The sequence below is a fragment of the Variovorax sp. SG517 genome (genome assembly GCF_013376045.1).
Lineage (GTDB): Bacteria > Pseudomonadota > Gammaproteobacteria > Burkholderiales > Burkholderiaceae_C > Variovorax.
Map to the genome: position 1 here is coordinate 231,402 of NZ_JABMJG010000001.1, position 17,442 is coordinate 248,843.

At 64.2% G+C, this 17,442-nt stretch carries 14 protein-coding genes; 7 read left to right on the forward strand and 7 right to left on the reverse strand.

Translation table 11 applies throughout. The annotated features are described in order from the left end of the window. The first annotated feature begins 44 nt into the window (after positions 1 to 44). The 4 genes from FHT32_RS00990 to FHT32_RS01005 all read left to right on the forward strand — a co-directional run bounded on the left by FHT32_RS00990 (position 45) and on the right by FHT32_RS01005 (position 4,909). Positions 45 to 2,252, forward strand: coding sequence for an ATP-binding protein (locus tag FHT32_RS00990; RefSeq protein WP_176662809.1), 2,208 nt, complete (start codon positions 45 to 47; stop codon positions 2,250 to 2,252). Next, positions 2,249 to 2,875, forward strand: coding sequence for a response regulator transcription factor (locus FHT32_RS00995; RefSeq protein ID WP_176662810.1), 627 nt, complete (start codon positions 2,249 to 2,251; stop codon positions 2,873 to 2,875). Before FHT32_RS00990 ends, FHT32_RS00995 begins: the two co-directional genes overlap by 4 nt. Before the next feature lie 169 nt (positions 2,876 to 3,044). Continuing rightward, positions 3,045 to 4,400, forward strand: coding sequence for an MFS family transporter (locus FHT32_RS01000; protein WP_176662811.1), 1,356 nt, complete (start codon positions 3,045 to 3,047; stop codon positions 4,398 to 4,400). A gap of 119 nt (positions 4,401 to 4,519) precedes the next feature. Further along, entirely contained in the window at positions 4,520 to 4,909 is a 390-nt protein-coding gene (locus FHT32_RS01005) for a hypothetical protein (protein WP_176662812.1), read from the forward strand. A 386-nt stretch (positions 4,910 to 5,295) separates the two neighbouring features. Here FHT32_RS01005 and FHT32_RS01010 read toward each other — a convergent pair whose 3' ends face one another. Then, a complete protein-coding gene (locus FHT32_RS01010) occupies positions 5,296 to 6,816 on the reverse strand; it encodes a tripartite tricarboxylate transporter permease (protein WP_176662813.1) in 1,521 nt (506 codons plus the stop codon). Positions 6,817 to 6,826: 10 nt separating this feature from the next. Next, positions 6,827 to 7,249 carry a tripartite tricarboxylate transporter TctB family protein gene (locus tag FHT32_RS01015; protein ID WP_371132114.1) on the reverse strand — a complete coding sequence of 141 codons (423 nt, stop codon included), beginning with the start codon at positions 7,247 to 7,249 and terminating at the stop codon, positions 6,827 to 6,829. Between the two features lie 332 nt (positions 7,250 to 7,581). Here FHT32_RS01015 and FHT32_RS01020 point away from each other — a divergent pair, with 332 nt between their 5' ends. The 3 genes from FHT32_RS01020 to FHT32_RS01030 all read left to right on the forward strand — a co-directional run bounded on the left by FHT32_RS01020 (position 7,582) and on the right by FHT32_RS01030 (position 10,344). Next, a complete protein-coding gene (locus tag FHT32_RS01020; RefSeq protein ID WP_176662815.1) occupies positions 7,582 to 8,070 on the forward strand; it encodes an SRPBCC family protein in 489 nt (162 codons plus the stop codon). Between the two features lie 193 nt (positions 8,071 to 8,263). Further along, the gene (locus tag FHT32_RS01025; RefSeq protein WP_176662816.1) at positions 8,264 to 9,616 is read left to right on the forward strand and encodes a C4-dicarboxylate transporter DctA; all 1,353 of its coding nucleotides are present in this window, start codon (positions 8,264 to 8,266) and stop codon (positions 9,614 to 9,616) included. Between the two features lie 23 nt (positions 9,617 to 9,639). Next, a complete protein-coding gene (locus FHT32_RS01030) occupies positions 9,640 to 10,344 on the forward strand; it encodes a GntR family transcriptional regulator (RefSeq protein WP_176662817.1) in 705 nt (234 codons plus the stop codon). Positions 10,345 to 10,888: 544 nt separating this feature from the next. Here FHT32_RS01030 and FHT32_RS01035 read toward each other — a convergent pair. The 5 genes from FHT32_RS01035 to FHT32_RS01055 form a co-directional block, all read right to left on the reverse strand. Beyond that, positions 10,889 to 11,167, reverse strand: coding sequence for a hypothetical protein (locus tag FHT32_RS01035; protein ID WP_176662818.1), 279 nt, complete (start codon positions 11,165 to 11,167; stop codon positions 10,889 to 10,891). A gap of 208 nt (positions 11,168 to 11,375) precedes the next feature. Next, on the reverse strand, positions 11,376 to 11,759 hold the full coding sequence (locus FHT32_RS01040) for a hypothetical protein (protein WP_176662819.1): 384 nt from the start codon (positions 11,757 to 11,759) through the stop codon (positions 11,376 to 11,378). A gap of 130 nt (positions 11,760 to 11,889) precedes the next feature. Further along, positions 11,890 to 12,282 carry a hypothetical protein gene (locus FHT32_RS01045; RefSeq protein ID WP_176662820.1) on the reverse strand — a complete coding sequence of 131 codons (393 nt, stop codon included), beginning with the start codon at positions 12,280 to 12,282 and terminating at the stop codon, positions 11,890 to 11,892. 3 nt (positions 12,283 to 12,285) lie between these two features. Then, entirely contained in the window at positions 12,286 to 17,202 is a 4,917-nt protein-coding gene (locus FHT32_RS01050) for an RHS repeat-associated core domain-containing protein (RefSeq protein ID WP_256098830.1), read from the reverse strand. Positions 17,203 to 17,241: 39 nt separating this feature from the next. Beyond that, entirely contained in the window at positions 17,242 to 17,415 is a 174-nt protein-coding gene (locus FHT32_RS01055) for a hypothetical protein (protein ID WP_176662821.1), read from the reverse strand. Between the last annotated feature and the right edge of the window lie 27 nt (positions 17,416 to 17,442).

A 17,442-nucleotide genomic window follows, 5' to 3' on the forward strand; every position in this document is an offset into this window, starting at 1 on the left:
ATCAAGGCAAAATCCTCCCCGCCGCCGGTCGGCCCCGCCCTTCCATGCCGCCCACCTCCCTGTCGACCCCCGTCCCCGCCCCGACGCACACGGCGTCGGCGCCCTCCCCGGCCCGCCAGCGCCGCCGGCATCGCGCCGTGGCCGCGTGGGTGGCCGCATGCGCGGTGGCGCTGCTGCTGATTGGCCTGGCCGGCCAGTGGGCCGCACGCCGCGAGGCGAACTTCCAGGCCGATTCGATCCGGCGCGCGATGGAGGTGCACGTGCTCGGCCTGCGCGATGCCGCCGGCAAGTACAACTACCTGCCCTTCACCACCGGCCTGCATCCGCTCGTGCTGGCCGCGCTGGACCATCCGCGCGACCAGGCGGCCAAGCAGCGCGCCAACCTCTACATCGAGGGCGTGAACCGCCGCGCCGGCTCCGACGCGCTCTATCTGATCGACATGCAGGGCGTCACGCTTGCGGCCAGCAACTGGGCGACGCCGCAGAGCTTCGTCGGCCAGTCCTACGCCAACCGGCCCTACTTCATCGACGCGCGCGAGGGACGCAACGGCCTGTTCTACGGCGTGGGCCAGACGACCGGCGAGCCAGGGCTCTTCATCTCCTCGCCGGTTCGCGGTGCCGACGGCGACGTGCGCGGCGTGATCACGGTCAAGGTGAGCCTGCGCCAGGTGCAGGAGACGTGGACCTTCGTGCGCGACCCCATCCTGCTGACAGACGCGCGCGGCGTCGTGTTCCTGAGCTCGGTGCCGTCGTGGATGTACCAGTCCACGCGCACCCTGGCCGCCGCAGAGCTCGAGGGCATGCGGCGCGACCAGCAGTACGGCACGCGCACCAGCTTCCAGGCGGTGCCGTGGAAGGTGGAGCGCGACGAAGGCGCGCACAGCTACCTGGTGCGCGCCAGCGTCGGCGGCCGGCCCCGCCAGTTCCTCGCGGTGGACGAGCGCCTGCCCGACCTGGGCTGGACGCTGACCGTGATGGCCGACCACGCCGACGTGGACGTCGCGCGTGAGCGCGCCTGGATGCTGGGCCTGCTGTGCGCCGTGGTGCTGCTGCTGGCCGGCCTCTACTGGCAGTTGCGCGAGCGCCGCTTCGCCGAGCAGCGCGACGCGCGGCGCGACCTGGAACTGCGCGTGCGCGAGCGCACCCATGAGCTGGACGAAGCCCACGCCTTCCGCAAGGCGATGGAAGATTCGCTGCTGGTGGGCATGCGCGCGCGCGACCTCGAAGGCCGCATCATCTACGTCAACCCGGCGTTCTGCGAGATGACCGGCTACGACGCCGACGAGTTGCTGGGCAAGCTGCCGCCCTACCCTTACTGGCACCCGAACGACGTGACGCAGCACTGGCGCCACTACGACGCCATGATGAGCGGCCAGCCCGTGCGCTCGGGCTTCGAGTCGCGCCTGCGGCACCGCGACGGGCACGAGGTCATCACCATGGTCTACACCGCCGCGCTGATCGACGCCGACGGCAAGCACGCCGGCTGGATGAGCTCGGTGGTGGACATCACCGAGCAGAAGCGCGCGGAGCTGCGCCAGCGCCAGAACGACGAGCAGCTGCAGCACGCCCAGCGCCTGGCGAGCCTGGGCGAGATGGCCTCCACGCTGGCGCATGAACTCAACCAGCCGCTGATGGCGCTGAGCAACTTCGCGAGTGCCGCCAAGGCCTTTGCCCAGCAGGGCAACCAGCAGCTGCTGGTGAGCAGCCTCGACGAAGCCATGATGCAGGCCCAGCGCAGCGCCGAGATCGTTCGGCGCATCCGCGGCTTCGTGCGCCAGCGCACCGTGGGCACAGAAGATTGCTCGGTGGCCGCGCTGGCCGGCAACGCCATCGCGCTGCTGCAGGGCGAGATCCGCATGCGCCAGGCGCGTGCCGAGCTGCGCATTCCGCAGGAGCTGCCCGACGTGCGCGGCGACCGCGTGCTGCTCGAGCAGGTGCTGCTCAACCTGCTGTCGAACAGCCTGCACGCCATGCAGACCGTGCCGCCGGAGCAGCGGGTCGTGGAAGTCGAGGCCGGACTGGAAGGAGGCCGCATGCACATCCGCGTGGCCGACCGCGGCCCGGGCATCGACCCGGCCGTGGCAGACCAGGTGTTCTCGCCCTTCTTCACCACCAAGACCGGCGGGCTGGGCCTGGGCCTCAACATCTGCCGCACCATCGTCGAGGCGCACCGGGGAAGCCTGTCGTTCGCCGACCGGCCCGGCGGTGGCACAGTCTTCACGCTCGAGCTGGAAATATCGCCTCCGCCATGACCAACAACACCGCCGCTGCCGCCAACAACCTGTGCATCGTGGACGACGACGAGGCCGTGCGCCGCTCGCTGGGCCTGCTGCTGCTGTCGCGCGGCTATGCGGTGCAGACTTTTGCATCGGGCGAGGCGTTTCTCGAAGGCACCGACCTGCAGCGCGCCGGCTGCGTGATCCTGGACCTGCGCCTGGGCGGCATGAGCGGCCTGCAGGTGTTCGACGCGCTGCGCGCGCAGGACAGCCCGCTGGTGGTGATTTTCCTCTCAGGCCACGGAGACATTCCCGTGGCCGTGGAGGCCGTGCAGAACGGCGCCTTCGGCTGGCTCGAGAAGCCCTGCAACGACGAGCGCCTGCTCGACACCATCGCCCGCGCCCTGCAGCAGGCCGGCGAGATCGCCACCCGCCGCCAGGCCCGCCAGGCCGCGCAGGCACTGTGGGACAAGCTCACCCCGCGCGAGATGCAGGTCGCCCGCCTGGTGGCCGAGGGCAAGCCCAACAAGCAGATCGCGCAGGAACTCGCGCCGCTGGAGCAGCGCACGGTGGAAACGCACCGGGCGCACGTGTTCGCGAAGCTGGGGCTGGCGAACAGCCATCAGCTGGATCGGTTTCTGCGGGAGCATGGGTTGTAGCCTGCCGGGCGCCCCGATCTAGGGTTTACCCTTGCGTACCGATACGTAGACCGCCAACGGCCGGTTACGGACGACAGCGCTGCACGGGCGGGACAGACTCGCCGCAACGGCCCCCGCGTGCCTTTTCTTCTTACGCCGCGGGCCGCAGCCAGAGACAAGGACCCCTTTCATGACCGCCATCGCAAGCGCGGCCGCCGGCGCATCCAGCCCCGACGCGGCCTCCGCCAACGCCCAGAACAACAGCACGCCCTACACCTTCGAGGAAAAGCGCAAGCGCATCTTCGCGATCTTCGCGGCCTCTTCCGGCAACCTGGTGGAATGGTTCGACTTCTACGTCTACGCCTTCTGCGCCATCTATTTCGCGCCGGCCTTCTTTCCCAAGTCGGACCCGACCGTCCAGCTGCTGAACACCGCCGGCGTGTTCGCCGCCGGCTTCCTGATGCGCCCGATCGGCGGCTGGCTGTTTGGCCGCATCGCCGACCGCAAGGGCCGCAAGACCTCGATGGTGACCTCGGTGGTCATGATGTGCGTGGGCTCGCTGGTCATCGCCTGCCTGCCCACCTACGCGCAGATCGGCGCGGCCGCTCCGGCGCTGCTGCTGCTCGCACGGCTGCTGCAGGGCCTGTCGGTAGGTGGCGAGTACGGCACCACCGCCACCTACATGAGCGAAGTGGCGATGCGCGGCCAGCGCGGCTTCTTCTCGTCGTTCCAGTACGTCACGCTGATCGGCGGCCAGCTGCTCGCGGTGGTGGTCGTGGTGGTGCTGCAGCAACTGCTGGACGAGTCCGAGCTCAAGGCCTGGGGCTGGCGCATTCCCTTCGTGCTGGGTGCCGTGGCGGCCGTGGTCGCACTGCTGCTGCGCCGCACGCTGACCGAGACCGCCAGCACCAAGACCCGCGCCGCCAAGGGCGCGGGCACGATGCGCGAGCTGTTCACCCACCACAAGCGCGCCTTCTTCGTGGTGCTGGGCTACACGGCCGGCGGCTCGCTGATCTTCTACACCTTCACCACGTACATGCAGAAGTACCTGGTGAACTCGGCCGGCATGTCGATCAAGACTGCCAGCAACGTGATGACGGCCTGCCTGTTCATCTACATGTGCATGCAGCCGCTGTTCGGCGCGCTGTCGGACCGCATCGGCCGCCGCAGCAACATGCTGCTGTTCGGCGCGCTGGGCGCGCTGATGACGGTGCCGGTGCTGAGCAACCTGCAGAACGTGAGCAGCCCGCTGGTGGCCGGCGCGCTCATCACCCTCGCGCTGGCGGTGGTGAGCTTCTACACCTCGATCAGCGGCATCGTGAAGGCGGAGATGTTCCCGCCCGAGATCCGCGCGCTGGGCGTCGGCCTGTCCTACGCGGTGGGCAACGCCATCTTCGGCGGCAGCGCCGAGTATGTGGCGCTGGGGCTGAAGTCGATCGGACACGAGTCGTACTTCTATTGGTACGTGACGGCCATGATGGTCGTGGCGTTCACCGTGAGCCTGCTGCTGCCGAGGCAGGCGAGCTATCTGCATCACGACAAGTAAGACAGGCAGGCAGACAGGGGCGCCATCGCCCCGCCGGGAGGCTTGCCACCTCCCGACGCGATATCCCGGGAAAGCTTTTTCGAATCGTTCGATCCACCAGAAAGCATGAGGGTAAAGCCATGGCGAAACGGATGGTCCACAACGCAACCATTACCTTGAAGCTGCCGTTCGACCTGGACACCGACGCCAGGGTCAAGGCACTTCGGGCGGCCGGTGTCCCGGTGGATGCGGAAGGCAACGCACGACAGGGATTTCTCTTCGTGCGATCGGGCGACGGCTACAGGAGCCGGGTCGACATCTTCCGATGGTTTCCCGACGAGGTGAGCCCGATCTCGCGCGATGCGGCCACCATGGCGAAGCCCCTGCGCGAGCAACGCGCCGCGCCGCCGCAGGGCAACACGCTCGATCACTGGCTGGCCCGGATCCTCACCCGGCCTATTCCGAGCCTTTCCAGCCAGGACGCCGCGATGCGCTACGAGCCGGAAGCTCCTTCGACCACATTCGGTTGAGATTGCTCGCTCAGGGCACCGGCTGGAGCCGGATGCGCCCGAAGCTTCCGACGAGCACCGGCGCTGCGGTTCCGGGGGCGGCCCGGTGCGGTGTCTTGGGGATGGAAAGAAAGGCGACAGCGGTCGGCATCGAGGCGGTTCCCTGAGCGGTTTTTTTCTCCCTGGCCTCTACCAGCGCCGAACCACTGTCGGGACGCAGTGTGCTGGCGCCGCGTGAATTCGCAGTGAAGTTCAGGAGGGAGTTCCGTGAAACGGTACTTGCCGTCCTGCCTCATGCGACTCGCGGGCTGGAATCCGGGCAAGCCGCCCCGCTTCGAAAAAGAAAAAGCGCTGTCGGCACCGCCCCGGTTTCAGGGCGATGCCGACAGCGCTGATGTGCTCTCGCGTTATTCCTGCGGTTCGAGCGCCACCGGAGCCGCCGGAACACCCTTCTTCCGAGCCTGCAGGACGAAGGAAACGACCTGCCAGGCGACGAAGATCGCGATCAGGCCCAGCAGCGTTCCGCTGATCGGGCGGCTGACGAAGGTGCCGAAGCTGCCGCGGCTCAGCAGCATCGCGCGGCGGAAGTTCTCTTCAAGCATCGGGCCGAGGATGAAGCCGAGCATCAGCGGCGCCGCGTCCAGCTCGAGGCGCATGAACATGTAGCCCATGAAGCCGAAGGCCGCGGTGATGAACACGTCTTCCAGGTTGTTGTTCACGCTGTAGGTGCCGATGCAGCAGAAGAACAGGATCGACGGGAACAGCACGGCGTACGGAATCTTGAACACCGACAGCCAGTAGCGCACCAGCGGCACGTTCAGCACGAGCAGGAAGACGTTGCCGATCCACATGCTGGCGACCAGGCCCCAGAACAGATCGGGATGGCTGCCGATCATGTTCGGTCCAGGCTGGATGCCCTTGATGATGAAGGCGGCCAGCATCAGCGCCATGACGGCGTTCTCCGGAATGCCGATGCTCATCAGCGGAATGAAGCTGGTGCGCGCTGCAGCTTCGTCGGCGGCAGCCTGTCCGGCCACGCCTTCGATGCAGCCGGTGCCGATCTCGTCCTTGTATTTGCTGACCTTCTTGTCGATCGCGTAGGCCGCGAACTGTGCAATGGTCGGGCCGCCGCCGGGCAGGATGCCCAGGAAGGAACCGATCACGCTGCCACGCAGTGCGCTGGGAATGATCCGCTTGAACTCAGCCCAGGTGGGAATCAGGTTGATCTTGCCGTTGAAAGGCGAGCGCTCCTCGCGCGAGTCGAGGTTCTTGGTGATCTCGGCAATGCCGAAGCAGCCCAGCGCAATGCTCACGATGCCGACGCCGTCCACCAGGAAAGGCAGGTCGAGGGTGAAGCGCTGCATGCCGCTGTTCACGTCGGTGCCGATGGTGCCGAGCAGCACGCCGATCATGCACATGGCCAGGCCGTTGAGCAGGCTGCCCGTGGTGACGAAGCTCACGCAAACGAAACCCACCAGCATCATCGCGACGTAGTCGGCGGGGCCGAACAGGAAGGCGACCTCGCCGAGCACCGGTGCCAGGAACGTCAGCACCAGGATGGCGACCGTACCGCCGATGAAGCTGGAGAAGCCCGCCGTGAACAGCGCCAGCCCCGTCTGCCCCTTGAGCGTCATGGCGTACCCGTCGATACAGGCCACGATGCTGCTGGCATGCGGGATCTTCATGGTGATGGCGCTCACGCTGTCGCCGTACTGCGCACCGTAGTAGATGCCGGCCAGCATGATGAGCGCGCCGGTCGTGGGAATGGAATACGTCAGCGGCAGCAGCAGGCTGATGGTGGCCAGAGGGCCCAGGCCGGGCAGCAGGCCGACCAGTGTGCCCACGGTGCAGCCAATGGCGCAGAACATCAGGTTCTGCCAAGTCAGGGCGTGCGAAAAACCGAACGCCAGGTTGTTCAGGACTTCCATCGTCGTCTCCTCAGTACAGCGGCAGGTTCAGGCCGAGGAGCTTCTGGAGGGCCAGCGCCATCACGATCAGGCCCGCGGAGACCTTGACGTTGCGCACCCACGAGTACGAAGTGCCGGCGAACGCCGAACAGAACACCATGAAGACGATGCCGGCGATCATGTTCAGGAAGGTGGAGATCAGCGCGAACCCGCAGAGGCTTGCGAGGATGAGCGAGATGTTCTTGTAGTTGAAATCCAGCCGCACCGGCGCGACGAAGAACGACCGGATCACGGTCGACACGGCGATCACCAGCAGCATGGCGCTGACGAGCGCGGGGAACAGTCCCGGCCCCGCGCGGCTCAGGTCTCCAATGGGGTAGCGAAGCGCAGTGAGGCCGAAGGCCAGCGCGATTGCCATGAGGAAGAGTCCCCTGACAAGATTTCTGTTTCTCATACGTTCCCGATGTACTGGGTAGTTGAATGCCACCGGAGCGAGTGAATCCGCCCGGTCCCGTCTCCATCCGGATGGGAATCCGGACGATGCGATGCTCTTGGGGCTAGCTGATCGCTGTCTGACGAAGGCGTGAGGGGAACTACGTACCCATCGCGCGGGCCGGCCGCGCGAGGCGCCGGCGCCCGGGCGCGGGTTGAGCAAGGAGCCGCGGGCGCATGAAGCGGGGCGCGTGCAGACAAGGGTTTTCACCTATCTCGCGGCGTGTCGATTCTCCTCACGCTCGCCCGACGTGCTGCTGAGGGTCATCCTCGGTTCTTCAGGAGTAATCAACCATGGCTACCCACACCCACACCAATACCAATACCAATACCAATACCAATACCAATACCGTCCGCCTGCACCGCGTCCTGCGCGCCCCGCCGGAGCGCATCTATCGCGCATTCACCCAGCCCGGCGCCTTCGAACGCTGGCTGCCCCCGTTCGGCTACACCGGCAAGGTCCACGCGATGGAGCCGGTGGTGGGCGGCGCCTGGCGCATGTCCTTCACCAACTTCGGCACCGGCCACAGCCACTCGTTCGGCGGCAAGTACCTGGAGCTCGTTCCACACAGCCGCATCGCCTACGACGCGAGCTTCGACGACCCCAACCTTCCGGGCACCATGAAGACGACCGTGAGCCTGACGGCGGTGTCCTGCGGCACGGACGTCTCGATCGTGCAGGAAGGCATTCCCGCCGTGATTCCCGCCGAGATGTGCTACCTGGGCTGGCAGGAGTCGCTGGTCTCGCTGGCCCAGCTGGTCGAGCCGAACATCCCGGACTGAGCCCTGCGGGGCTTCGCTCCGGCACCAGATACCAATCCCCCTGAAGGCGGCTCAGCGCCGCCGTCCTCCCGGCCCACGCCCGGGAATACCCTCTGACGCCTCCCTGTTCGCCTTGCCTACATTTCTTGCATGCAAGAGATGGCATTGCTTGCATGCAAATCCAAGCACGACAGATAGACAGACAGGAGACTCCATGCCCCGCTTCGCCAAATCGCTGTTCGGACAGGTGGTCATCGCGCTGGTGCTCGGCGTGCTCGCGGGGCTTCTTGCGCCCGAGTACGCCGTCAAGCTCAAGCCGCTCGGTGACGGTTTCATCAAGCTGATCAAGATGATCATCCCGGTGCTGGTGTTCTGCGTGGTGGTGCACGGCATCGCCGGCGCGGGAGACCTGAAGCGCGTGGGCCGGGTGGGCGTGAAGTCGCTCATCTACTTCGAGGTGCTGACCACCATCGCGCTGGCCATGGGCCTGGTGCTGGCCTTCGTGTTCCAGCCGGGCGCGGGCATGAACGTCGATCCGTCGAAGCTCGACCCGGCCGCGATGAGCGCCTATGCCTCGAACGCCGACAAGCTCACGAGCGGCGGCACGGTCGAGTTCCTGATGAAGCTGATCCCCACGACGGTGGTGAACGCCTTCGCCACCGGCGACGTGCTGCAGGTGCTGCTGTTCGCGGTGCTCTTCGGCTGCGCGCTCACGCTGCTGGGCGAGCGCGGCAAGCCGGTGGCCGTGGTGGTGGACGCGCTCTCGCTGGTGCTCTTCAAGATCATGGGCATCATCATCAAGCTGGCGCCGCTGGGCGTGCTGGGCGCGATTGCGTTCACGGTGGGCCAGTACGGCATCGGCTCGCTCAAGCAGCTGGGCATGCTGGTGGCGCTCTTCTACGGCGCGGTGCTGGTCTTCGTGTTCGTGGTGCTGGGGGTGGTGATGCGCATGTCGGGCTTCAGCCTGATCAAGCTGCTGCGCTACCTGCGCGAGGAGCTCACCATCGTCTTCGCCACCACCTCTTCCGACAGCGTGCTGCCGCAGGTCATGGCCAAGCTGCGCCGCATGGGCATCCGCGATTCGACGGTGGGCCTTGTCATTCCCACCGGCTACTCGTTCAACCTCGACGCGTTCTCGATCTACATCACGCTGGCGGCCGTGTTCATCGCACAGGCCACCAACACGCCGATCTCGATGGCCGACCTGCTGACGATCCTGGCGATCGCGCTGGTCACCTCCAAGGGCGCGCACGGCGTGCCGGGCTCGGCCATCGTGGTGCTGGCGGCCACGCTGCACGCCATTCCGGCGATTCCCGCCATCGGGCTGGTGCTGGTGCTGTCGGTCGACTGGTTCATGGGCATCGCCCGCGCGCTGGGCAACCTGATCGGCAACTGCGTCGCGACCGTGGCCATCGCCGCATGGGAAGGCGACATCGACCGCGAACGGGCCCATGCGGTGCTCGACGGCACCTACTCGCCCGACGACGAGCCGCTGGCCGAGGCTGAGGGCGACGGCGTGGTGAGCACCACGGCCACCGCCACCGCCTCCGCATCGCGCGCCCACTGAACAGGGAACAGAAGAGAAAAAACATGCCTGCCGACGTCAGCCCCACCGTCATCGCCGAACGCGTCGTCGAGGCCATCCTCGCGCAGAAACTCGCGCCGGGCGAACGGCTCGGCGAGCAGGCGCTGGCCGAGAACTTCTCGGTGAGCCGCACGATGGTGCGCGAGGCGCTGATGCAGCTGCAGGCGCGCGGTTTCGTCGAAGTGCAGTCGCGCCGCGGCTGGTACGTGGTGGAGCCTTCGGCCGAGGAAGCGCGCGACGCCTTCTCGGCGCGGCGCATCGTCGAAGCCGGCATCCTGGAGGCCAGCGAAGGCCGGCCGCTCGCGAAGGTGATCCGCAAGCTGCGCGACCATATCGCCGACGAGCAGCGCGCCATCGAGGGCGCCGATGCAGCGACACGCGCCTTCCTGCTGGCCGACTTTCATGTCTGCCTGGCCGAGCAGATGGGGCACCAACTGCTCGTCGACGTGCTGCGCGACCTCACGGCTCGCACCACGCTGGCAGCCACGCTCTACCAGTCGAAGCACGAGGCCGGGCAGTCTTGTGCGGAGCATGGCGCGATCGTGGCGGCGCTGGAGGCTGGGGATACGGCCGGGGCGCGGCGGCTGATGCTGGAGCACATCGGCAATGTCGAGCTTGCGCTGGAAGTAGATGCTGCGGCGGAGCCGGATGCGACCAGCAGGCTCAAGGCCACGCTGGCGCCTGTGGCGTTGCCGCGCGCGCGGCGCTGAGGGTCGCGGGGGCTTGTGCCGTCGCAACGCTGGTGCAGTTGATACCGCCGTCTGGCTTGCAGTGATCCGTGCCCCCTCGGGCAATGCGCCTTTGGTGATCCGTCACTCCATGGGAGCATCAATCAGATACACGCCCGCCGAAGCGATTGGGTGGTGATGGCCTGGGCTTCCCGCAACGGAATTGAACTTCGGATTTCTATTGTCTGACGTGGATGCCATGTGGTCCGACGGTACCAACAAACTGCACATCCGAACCGAGTCTCCTAGCTATGGCTACTCGTGTATGTCGAATTCCAGGCGGGTTGATTGCGGAAACCACCTCCACATTAGAGCCGAGTCGCACCATGGAGGCGGTTGCTCTATGAGCCCCGTTCGATTCATCTTCGTCATGCCGCGCTGAATCGCATCGAGTTGATTGACGTTACCAATGAATCGGGTCCATTTGGAACAGCAGGAGCACGGCTACATTCCAGCCAAATCTATCGAAATTCTCTATCAATTCGATGCCTCGCAAATAAGAGGATCAAATTTCTTAAGACGGAGGTTAAGCGAAAATTCCATTTTCGAAATGCATATGCTCTTGCATCGCACTCGAAAACTTCCCCACAAACTCCGGCGCCGAATCTCTTTGCGATCTGACTTTGAAGTTACCACTCTCGATCGCCCATTCATATACCGAAATACCCACCGGATACCTTGTCAAGACGCCTGTTAATTCATACTTCCTTATCCATTCAAAGGCATCTTCCTTGACCGCAAAAACTGCAGAAGGGAATTTTGCATTTACGCCACTAAAAACCCAAACCTCCCTAATATCCGCCATATACATTCCTTGGATAAACTACCTCGCCCATGCGTTCGTCGGATTTTTTCGACAGATGATCTTAGCCTAGCCTTATTGCCTTGGATAAGGTCAGTCATTGGGTGACTGCGAACTCTTCGACCTCATTAGCTGGATCTTTTTTTCACCCAATCTGAACATACAACCCTTCTATCCCCTCTTAAATCAGAGCTGCTGACCTTCACCACGATTAAGTGCGAGTGTCGATGCTGTGACGTCCATAGACTACCTCCACATCGGAACCCAAGCCCCTTGGCGACGGCATATGGCCCGTAAGCTTTTCGTAAAGCGATCGCAAGTAGCCCGGCTTGTCTTCCACTTCATCTAGAGGTACCTCATGAGGCACCACTGCGCGCCAGTACTTTTCGATATTGCCCGACGACAGGATGAATTCGATCGCATCCAGCACTCGTTTTCGGCTCTCCGGTCCGAAACGGTGGAAATCGGCCTCCATCGCATCAAACAGCTTGGCACGGCAGCCTGCATCGTTGATATAGAAATCATCCAGCTCGTCATCGCTCATGACGTGCAAGCAGTAGTTCAGCTTGGAGATGTAGTCAGGGAAAATTTGCATGCCCCTCCTCAAGCGGATCGCTCCATTGAGTCAGCTTCCTTCGGTTGCACTCAGATAAAAACCCGCCAAATTGATTGGTCCGGGCAGTGATGACTTGGACTTCGCTCAACTGAATTTACGGTCTGGATTTTTATTGCCTGACATCGATGCCATGCGGTCCGATGGCATCGACCAACTCCACATCCGAGCCGAAGTTTCTTGGCTGCGGCTCACGCCCCGCCAATTTCTCGTAGAGCTCGCGCAAATAGCCCGACTTGTCCTCGACCTCATCAAGCGGCACAGCATGTGGCACTACGTATCCCCAAAGCTTGTCGATCTGACCCGACGACAGGATGAACTCAATTGCCTCCAAGACTCGCTGCTTGCTCAGGGGACCGAAGCGGTCGAAGTCAAGCTTCATCGCGTCAAATAGCCTAGCGCGGCAATCAGAATCATTGATATAGAAATCGGCCAAATCGTCGTCGCTCATGGATCCCAGGTAGTAGTCCAGTTCGCGAATGTAGTCAGGGAATATTTGCTTCATATATCAAGGTCCAAGTTCTGGATACGCGGTAATGATCCCATTTGCCCCCCGGAATACGGTTGCCTTCGTGGCTGTCTCCGGACAGCCTCCACCTCTTCTATAACCTTCACCAATAACACGCTTCATATCAATAGTGGCGCGTGATCTTCCAGTCTTATCCATCTCCTGATTCGCACGCTGGATGGCATCCAACTGATCGACGTTGCTCAAGAACCGGGTGGAATTCACTGGCCGCGGGTTTCTAGGGCAAGGATCATCCGGAGGAATACCGGTTTTGGCCCGATGCTCCTGCTCCGCCATGGTCGTGTGCGCTCCATGCCGCGAATAAGGGTGACCGCCCGAGGCAGCCTCCTGATCTCGGAGGATTTTTCCGGCCCTACGGTTAGCACGATTGCCAGCCAGACCCAATGGATCAATCCACTCCACTGGGTTCGGCGCGAACTGCTGCAGATTCAAGCCGCCAAGGAGCCCGATCGGATCATTGCTTATGAATCGCCCTACTACCGGGTCGTAATACCGATGTCGGTTGTAGTGCAACCCGGTCTCTTCATCCCAATACTGCCCCTGAAACCGAATCGGATTCCGGAACCCCGCTTTCCTTCCCGCCTCACTGATCGCCTGCCTCGCTTCCCCCCAAGCCTTGTAGCTCGCAGACCAAGCCACACGCCCCTCATGATCCGTCAACTCCTGCGGCGTGCCCAGATGGTCGCACTGGTAGAAGGCGATCTCTTCCTTCAGGAATGGCGCAGGCGCTCGGCTCTGTTCTCCATTCCATAGCGGGTCCAGTTCGATGTCGTAGCGTCCGCCGTTGTCGGCCATCAGTGCCTTCACATCCGTCGTCTGGCTCAACACGACTGCCTGGGCCTGCCGGATCTGCACCAGCGGCACGAACGAACCGGGTTCGTGGATGTAGTGGACGCTGTCGCCGCGCCATGCCTGTTCCTGCTGGCCCTCTATGCTTTGCGTGCTCTCGAACGCCAGCGTGTCGCCGTCCCAGCCAAACAAGGTGCAGGCATGCCGCGTGCGCTTGGCGATGCGCCGGCCCAGCGGGTCGTAGCTGAAGCTCGTGGTTTCGCCGAAGGTTTCGGCGCTGCGCATGCGGTTGTAGCCGTCCCAGGTGAATACCGTCTTTTCGCCGTTGCGGCTGCGCTCGATCAGGTTGCCGCGCTCGTCCCACTTGTAGTGGGTGCCGGCGTAGTCCTTCAGCAGGTTGTCCATCAGCTTGCCGGCCATGCTGCGGCCGTCACCGCCTGAGCGAACGGCGACGCGGTGGGTGATGCGGCCCGCAGCCTGCGCACCGCCTTCCACGTCTGAAGACGGGTCGCCGATGTTCCCCGCCGGATCGAACGCGAAGGTCTCCCGTCCCAGTCGGCTGTTGGCTTCGAGCAGTCGCCCTACCGGGTCATAGCGGTAGCTGAGGTTGCCGCGCCGGCTGTCGCCGATGGCGATCAACTGGCCCGCCTTGTCGTATTGGTAGCTGCGGCGGATGCCGGTGGATTGCAGCGCGCCGCGCCTGGTCTGGGAGATCTGCTGCTCCAGCAATCGGCCGGCCGGGTCGTAGCTCTGTTTCTGTAGGAGTCCGTTGTCCTGCTCGCGCGCAATCTCGCGGTGCAGGTCGTCGCGCTCGAAGCCCAGGATGTCCTGCCCGTCGACGAGCAATCCGTGCACGTGGCCGGAGCCGTAAGTGAGCCACTGGGTCGCATGGCCATCAGGGCGGATGGTCGCTACGCGCTGGTTAAGTTCGTCGTAGCGATGCTGCCAGACCGCGGTACGCGCACTCTCCACGTAGTGCTGATGCTCGCGCGTCAGGTTGCCCGCGGGGTCGTAGAACCACTGCAGTTTCGCGTCGCTGTTGCCGGCTTCGACCAACCGGCCGTTGCGGTCGTAGGCAAAGCTCTCGGCAACGCCGCCGACGCTGCGCTCGATCAGGCGGCCGATCGGATCGAATTGCAGCAGCGTGGTGTGCTCGCCCTCAGCCACCTCCGACAGCACCCCCGTGGACTCTTCATAGCCGTACCGGATGGTCTTGCGGTCGAAGCCCACTTCTTCCAGCAACCGGCCCACGGGGTCATAGCGGAAGTCGTACCGGCTGCCGTTCTCGTTGTGCAGTTCGCTCAAACGTCCCAGCAGATCCCAGCGGTACTTGAGCGTGCGCCCTGCCGCGTCGGTGCGCTCGGAAACGAGGCCGGAGCGCGTGTAGTCGTAGCTCGTCCTGCGTCCCAGCGCGTCGGTGTGCGCAAGCAGGCGCCCCTCCGCGTCGTGCACGAAATGCTCGCCGGTGTCGTCGGGCAGGGTGATTTCTTCGAGCTGTCCTGGCCGGTTGGCATTCGCCGCAGTCGTGGCGTACCCCTTTTCGTTCGCCCTGGTGTAGCGATACCGGGTGCTCTGGCCCATTGCATCGGTCGCTTTGACCAAGCGCCCCTGCTCGTCGTATTCCCACCGCGTGGTCTTGCCCGAGCAGTCGGTGTGGCTGGCGAGTTGACCGGCTCGTGTGTAAGCCAGCGCCTTGACGCCGCCTTTCGCATCGGTAACGCGCACCGGCCGGCCAGCCTTGTCGTAGGCGTATTCGGTCTTGTGCCCCAGCGGATCGATTTCTTCGACGAGGTTGCCGTCGGCGTCGTAGCCGCGCTTCCAGACGCCGCCCTCGGCGTCGCGCAGGCCCGTCAGGCGCCCGCGCTCGTCGTGTGCGAAGTGCACCTGGCTGCCGTCGGCCCGGGTGTGGGTTCGCAGGTTTCCGTCGGCGTCGTAGCTGAAGTCGTCCGTGCTGCCGTCGGCGTGGACATGGCGCGTGATGTTCTTTGCTTCATCGCGAAAGAACCATTCCTGGCGCTTGTCGGGATGGATGATCCGGTAGGTGTAGCCGAGGATGTCGTAGTAGTACCAGGTCTCGCCGCCAAGCGCGTCGGTCACATAGGTCAGGCGGATGTTCCTGTCCCACTCCAGCTTGAGGGCAAAGCTCCCGTCATCGCTCCATTCGCGCACGGCCTTGGCGTCGGCACCGGTGCCGTCGTATTCAAGGTTCATGCCCCGGCCCGTGCGGTCGGTGTATCGGGTCACGAGGTGGTGGCTGTAGCTGTAGTTCCAGGTTTCGCCGTTCTCGTCCTGGGCTGAGACGAGGTCGCCTTCAGCGTCATGCACATAGGCGGCGAGTTGGCGCACGACCTGGCCGCCCTTGATCTCCCACAGGCTGGCGATCAGTCCGCTTCGCGCATCGGGGCGAGTGCCCACATGGGCAATCGTGAGATCGCCTTGCTTGCTGATGATGTCGCTCAAGACCTGTTCGCCCGTGGTTGCGATCACGTGGTCGTAGCGCAAGCCGATGCTGACTTCCTTGCCGGCATGCAACGCGACAAGACGGAAGTGCTGCTTGCCTTGCGTAGCGACCTTGCGAGCCGCGGTATTCACCAGCTCGTAGACCTCGCGCCAGTCGCTGGCCTCGCTCGCCTCAACCGCCGGCGTGGCCTTGCCGAAATCCACGGTCAACAGCGTCTCGCTCAGCCGCGTGAGCGTCGCTTCTTCGATGGCATCGCGGTAGCTCTGGCCCACGGCCAGCAGCGGGTAGGCATGGCTGCGGCCGTCCGCGCCGTGATAGATCAGGCTGAGCTGGCCGGCCCGCGGACCCTGGGCCGGGGTGGCGATGTCCACGCGAGTGCTGTAGGGCGTGAGCCACCTCGCACCGAGGCTGCCCTGGTCGAACGCGCCGAGATTGCTGCGGTAGGTGCGCGCCCAGGCGATGGGCAGCGGCGCAGCCAGCGTGAAGTCGACGTGGGTGAAGCTTTCGCAGCCGGTCGCAAGGCTGATGGCGAACTTGCTTGCCGAGGGAACCGGTGCGCCGGAAACCGGACAGTTCTTGCAACCGGGGTCGCCGTTGACCGGCGCCTGCACACGCATGTGCTCGACCCGGCTGTCGGGCCTGTTTTTTGTTGCCTCGGCCCCGGCAACGGGTGGCACGATGGCCGCGCGCGGGCTCTTCCTGTGCGCAATGGCCGCCAGCAGCTTGTGCAGCAGCCACATGATGCTGCCCTGCAGTTCCTGGCTGGCGAGGTCCGTCAGTTGTTTGCGGAAATCGGCCTTCAAGGTGCCAAGACTCTCGATCACCTCGTTGACCTTGCCCTTGACGCTCTCGGGCAGGTAGCCGGCTGCCTTCCTGGCAGCGTAGTTGGCGGCCCGCTTGGCCGTGCCTTCGGAGTACTTCACCGCCCGGCGCCACATGCCGCTCCACGTGCTCTGGGTCTTGGGGTCGTAGTCGTTGGTTTCCGCGGCGCCTGGCTTGGCGACGGTGAAGAGGTCTTGCCCGCCGACCACGCGCTGCAGGATGCCGATCAGGTTGTCCAGGATGCTGTCGGAGAGCTTCGCGCAGTCTTCCAGAATGCCCGAGAGCCTTGCGATGGCCCCGTCGATGAAGGTCTCCAGTTCACCGACGATGGATGCGTTCAGATGCCCCACCAGCGTGGTGACGATGGTCTCGCCGAGATTCCTGGCTCCATGCATGAGCTCCTGCCTGACCAGGTGCAGCGTGGGCCGCAGGCTCATGCGCGCCGCGGCCATGGTGGGCGGCGCCGGAATCAGGCCGATGAGGTTGATGCCCAGGCTGGCCCAGTTCAGGAACCGGGTGACGGCGTCGGTGGACTTCTTCTCGATGATGGTGATGACGTCCAGGAACACATCCACCAGCGCCATGATGTTGCCCACGATGGGGATGCTGCCCAGCACCGTGGTCAGCCGATCGAGCGTGACGTAGCCGCCGGTGAAGGACCGCAGCCATTCGTCCACCACCTTGCTCGCGGCGGCGATGTCTTCCTTGGCGATGGTGTTCAGCGGGGCGACGGCCGTCTGAGGCTCGCGTTCGGCGGTCGATGTCGGTGCGGGCTGGCCCTGAGGTGTGCCCGATGGTGGCCGCTGCGGCGTGCCTGGTCCCATTGTCCAGTCTCCCTGACTGTGTTTGTGCTGTCGCGAAAATCAATTGGGGGAAAGAAAAAGGCTTTGCCGCAACTCGCGGAATTGCAGCGCTTCTGCCCGACGGCGTCGAAATCTGAAGGCGCCAGGCCCTTGCTGGAGCACGGCTGGCAAATAAGAAAAACCGCTTGATGACAATTCGTTCAATACGAATATTGTTTGCAAATCGAGCTTCACGCCCACCTCCCTTTTATTTCTTGCGAA

Excerpts from the sequence above, each read along its gene's own strand:
- FHT32_RS01030 (WP_176662817.1), top strand. The coding sequence starts at position 9,640 with ATGCCTGCCGACGTCAGCCCCACCGTCATCGCCGAACGCGTCGTCGAG.
- FHT32_RS01020 (WP_176662815.1), top strand. The coding sequence starts at position 7,582 with ATGGCTACCCACACCCACACCAATACCAATACCAATACCAATACCAAT.
- FHT32_RS01000 (WP_176662811.1), top strand. The coding sequence starts at position 3,045 with ATGACCGCCATCGCAAGCGCGGCCGCCGGCGCATCCAGCCCCGACGCG.
- FHT32_RS01040 (WP_176662819.1), bottom strand. The coding sequence starts at position 11,759 with ATGCAAATTTTCCCTGACTACATCTCCAAGCTGAACTACTGCTTGCAC.
- FHT32_RS01005 (WP_176662812.1), top strand. The coding sequence starts at position 4,520 with ATGGCGAAACGGATGGTCCACAACGCAACCATTACCTTGAAGCTGCCG.
- FHT32_RS01035 (WP_176662818.1), bottom strand. The coding sequence starts at position 11,167 with ATGGCGGATATTAGGGAGGTTTGGGTTTTTAGTGGCGTAAATGCAAAA.
- FHT32_RS00990 (WP_176662809.1), top strand. The coding sequence starts at position 45 with ATGCCGCCCACCTCCCTGTCGACCCCCGTCCCCGCCCCGACGCACACG.
- FHT32_RS01010 (WP_176662813.1), bottom strand. The coding sequence starts at position 6,816 with ATGGAAGTCCTGAACAACCTGGCGTTCGGTTTTTCGCACGCCCTGACT.
- FHT32_RS01025 (WP_176662816.1), top strand. The coding sequence starts at position 8,264 with ATGCCCCGCTTCGCCAAATCGCTGTTCGGACAGGTGGTCATCGCGCTG.
- FHT32_RS01050 (WP_256098830.1), bottom strand. The coding sequence starts at position 17,202 with ATGGGACCAGGCACGCCGCAGCGGCCACCATCGGGCACACCTCAGGGC.
- FHT32_RS01015 (WP_371132114.1), bottom strand. The coding sequence starts at position 7,249 with ATGAGAAACAGAAATCTTGTCAGGGGACTCTTCCTCATGGCAATCGCG.
- FHT32_RS01045 (WP_176662820.1), bottom strand. The coding sequence starts at position 12,282 with ATGAAGCAAATATTCCCTGACTACATTCGCGAACTGGACTACTACCTG.
- FHT32_RS00995 (WP_176662810.1), top strand. The coding sequence starts at position 2,249 with ATGACCAACAACACCGCCGCTGCCGCCAACAACCTGTGCATCGTGGAC.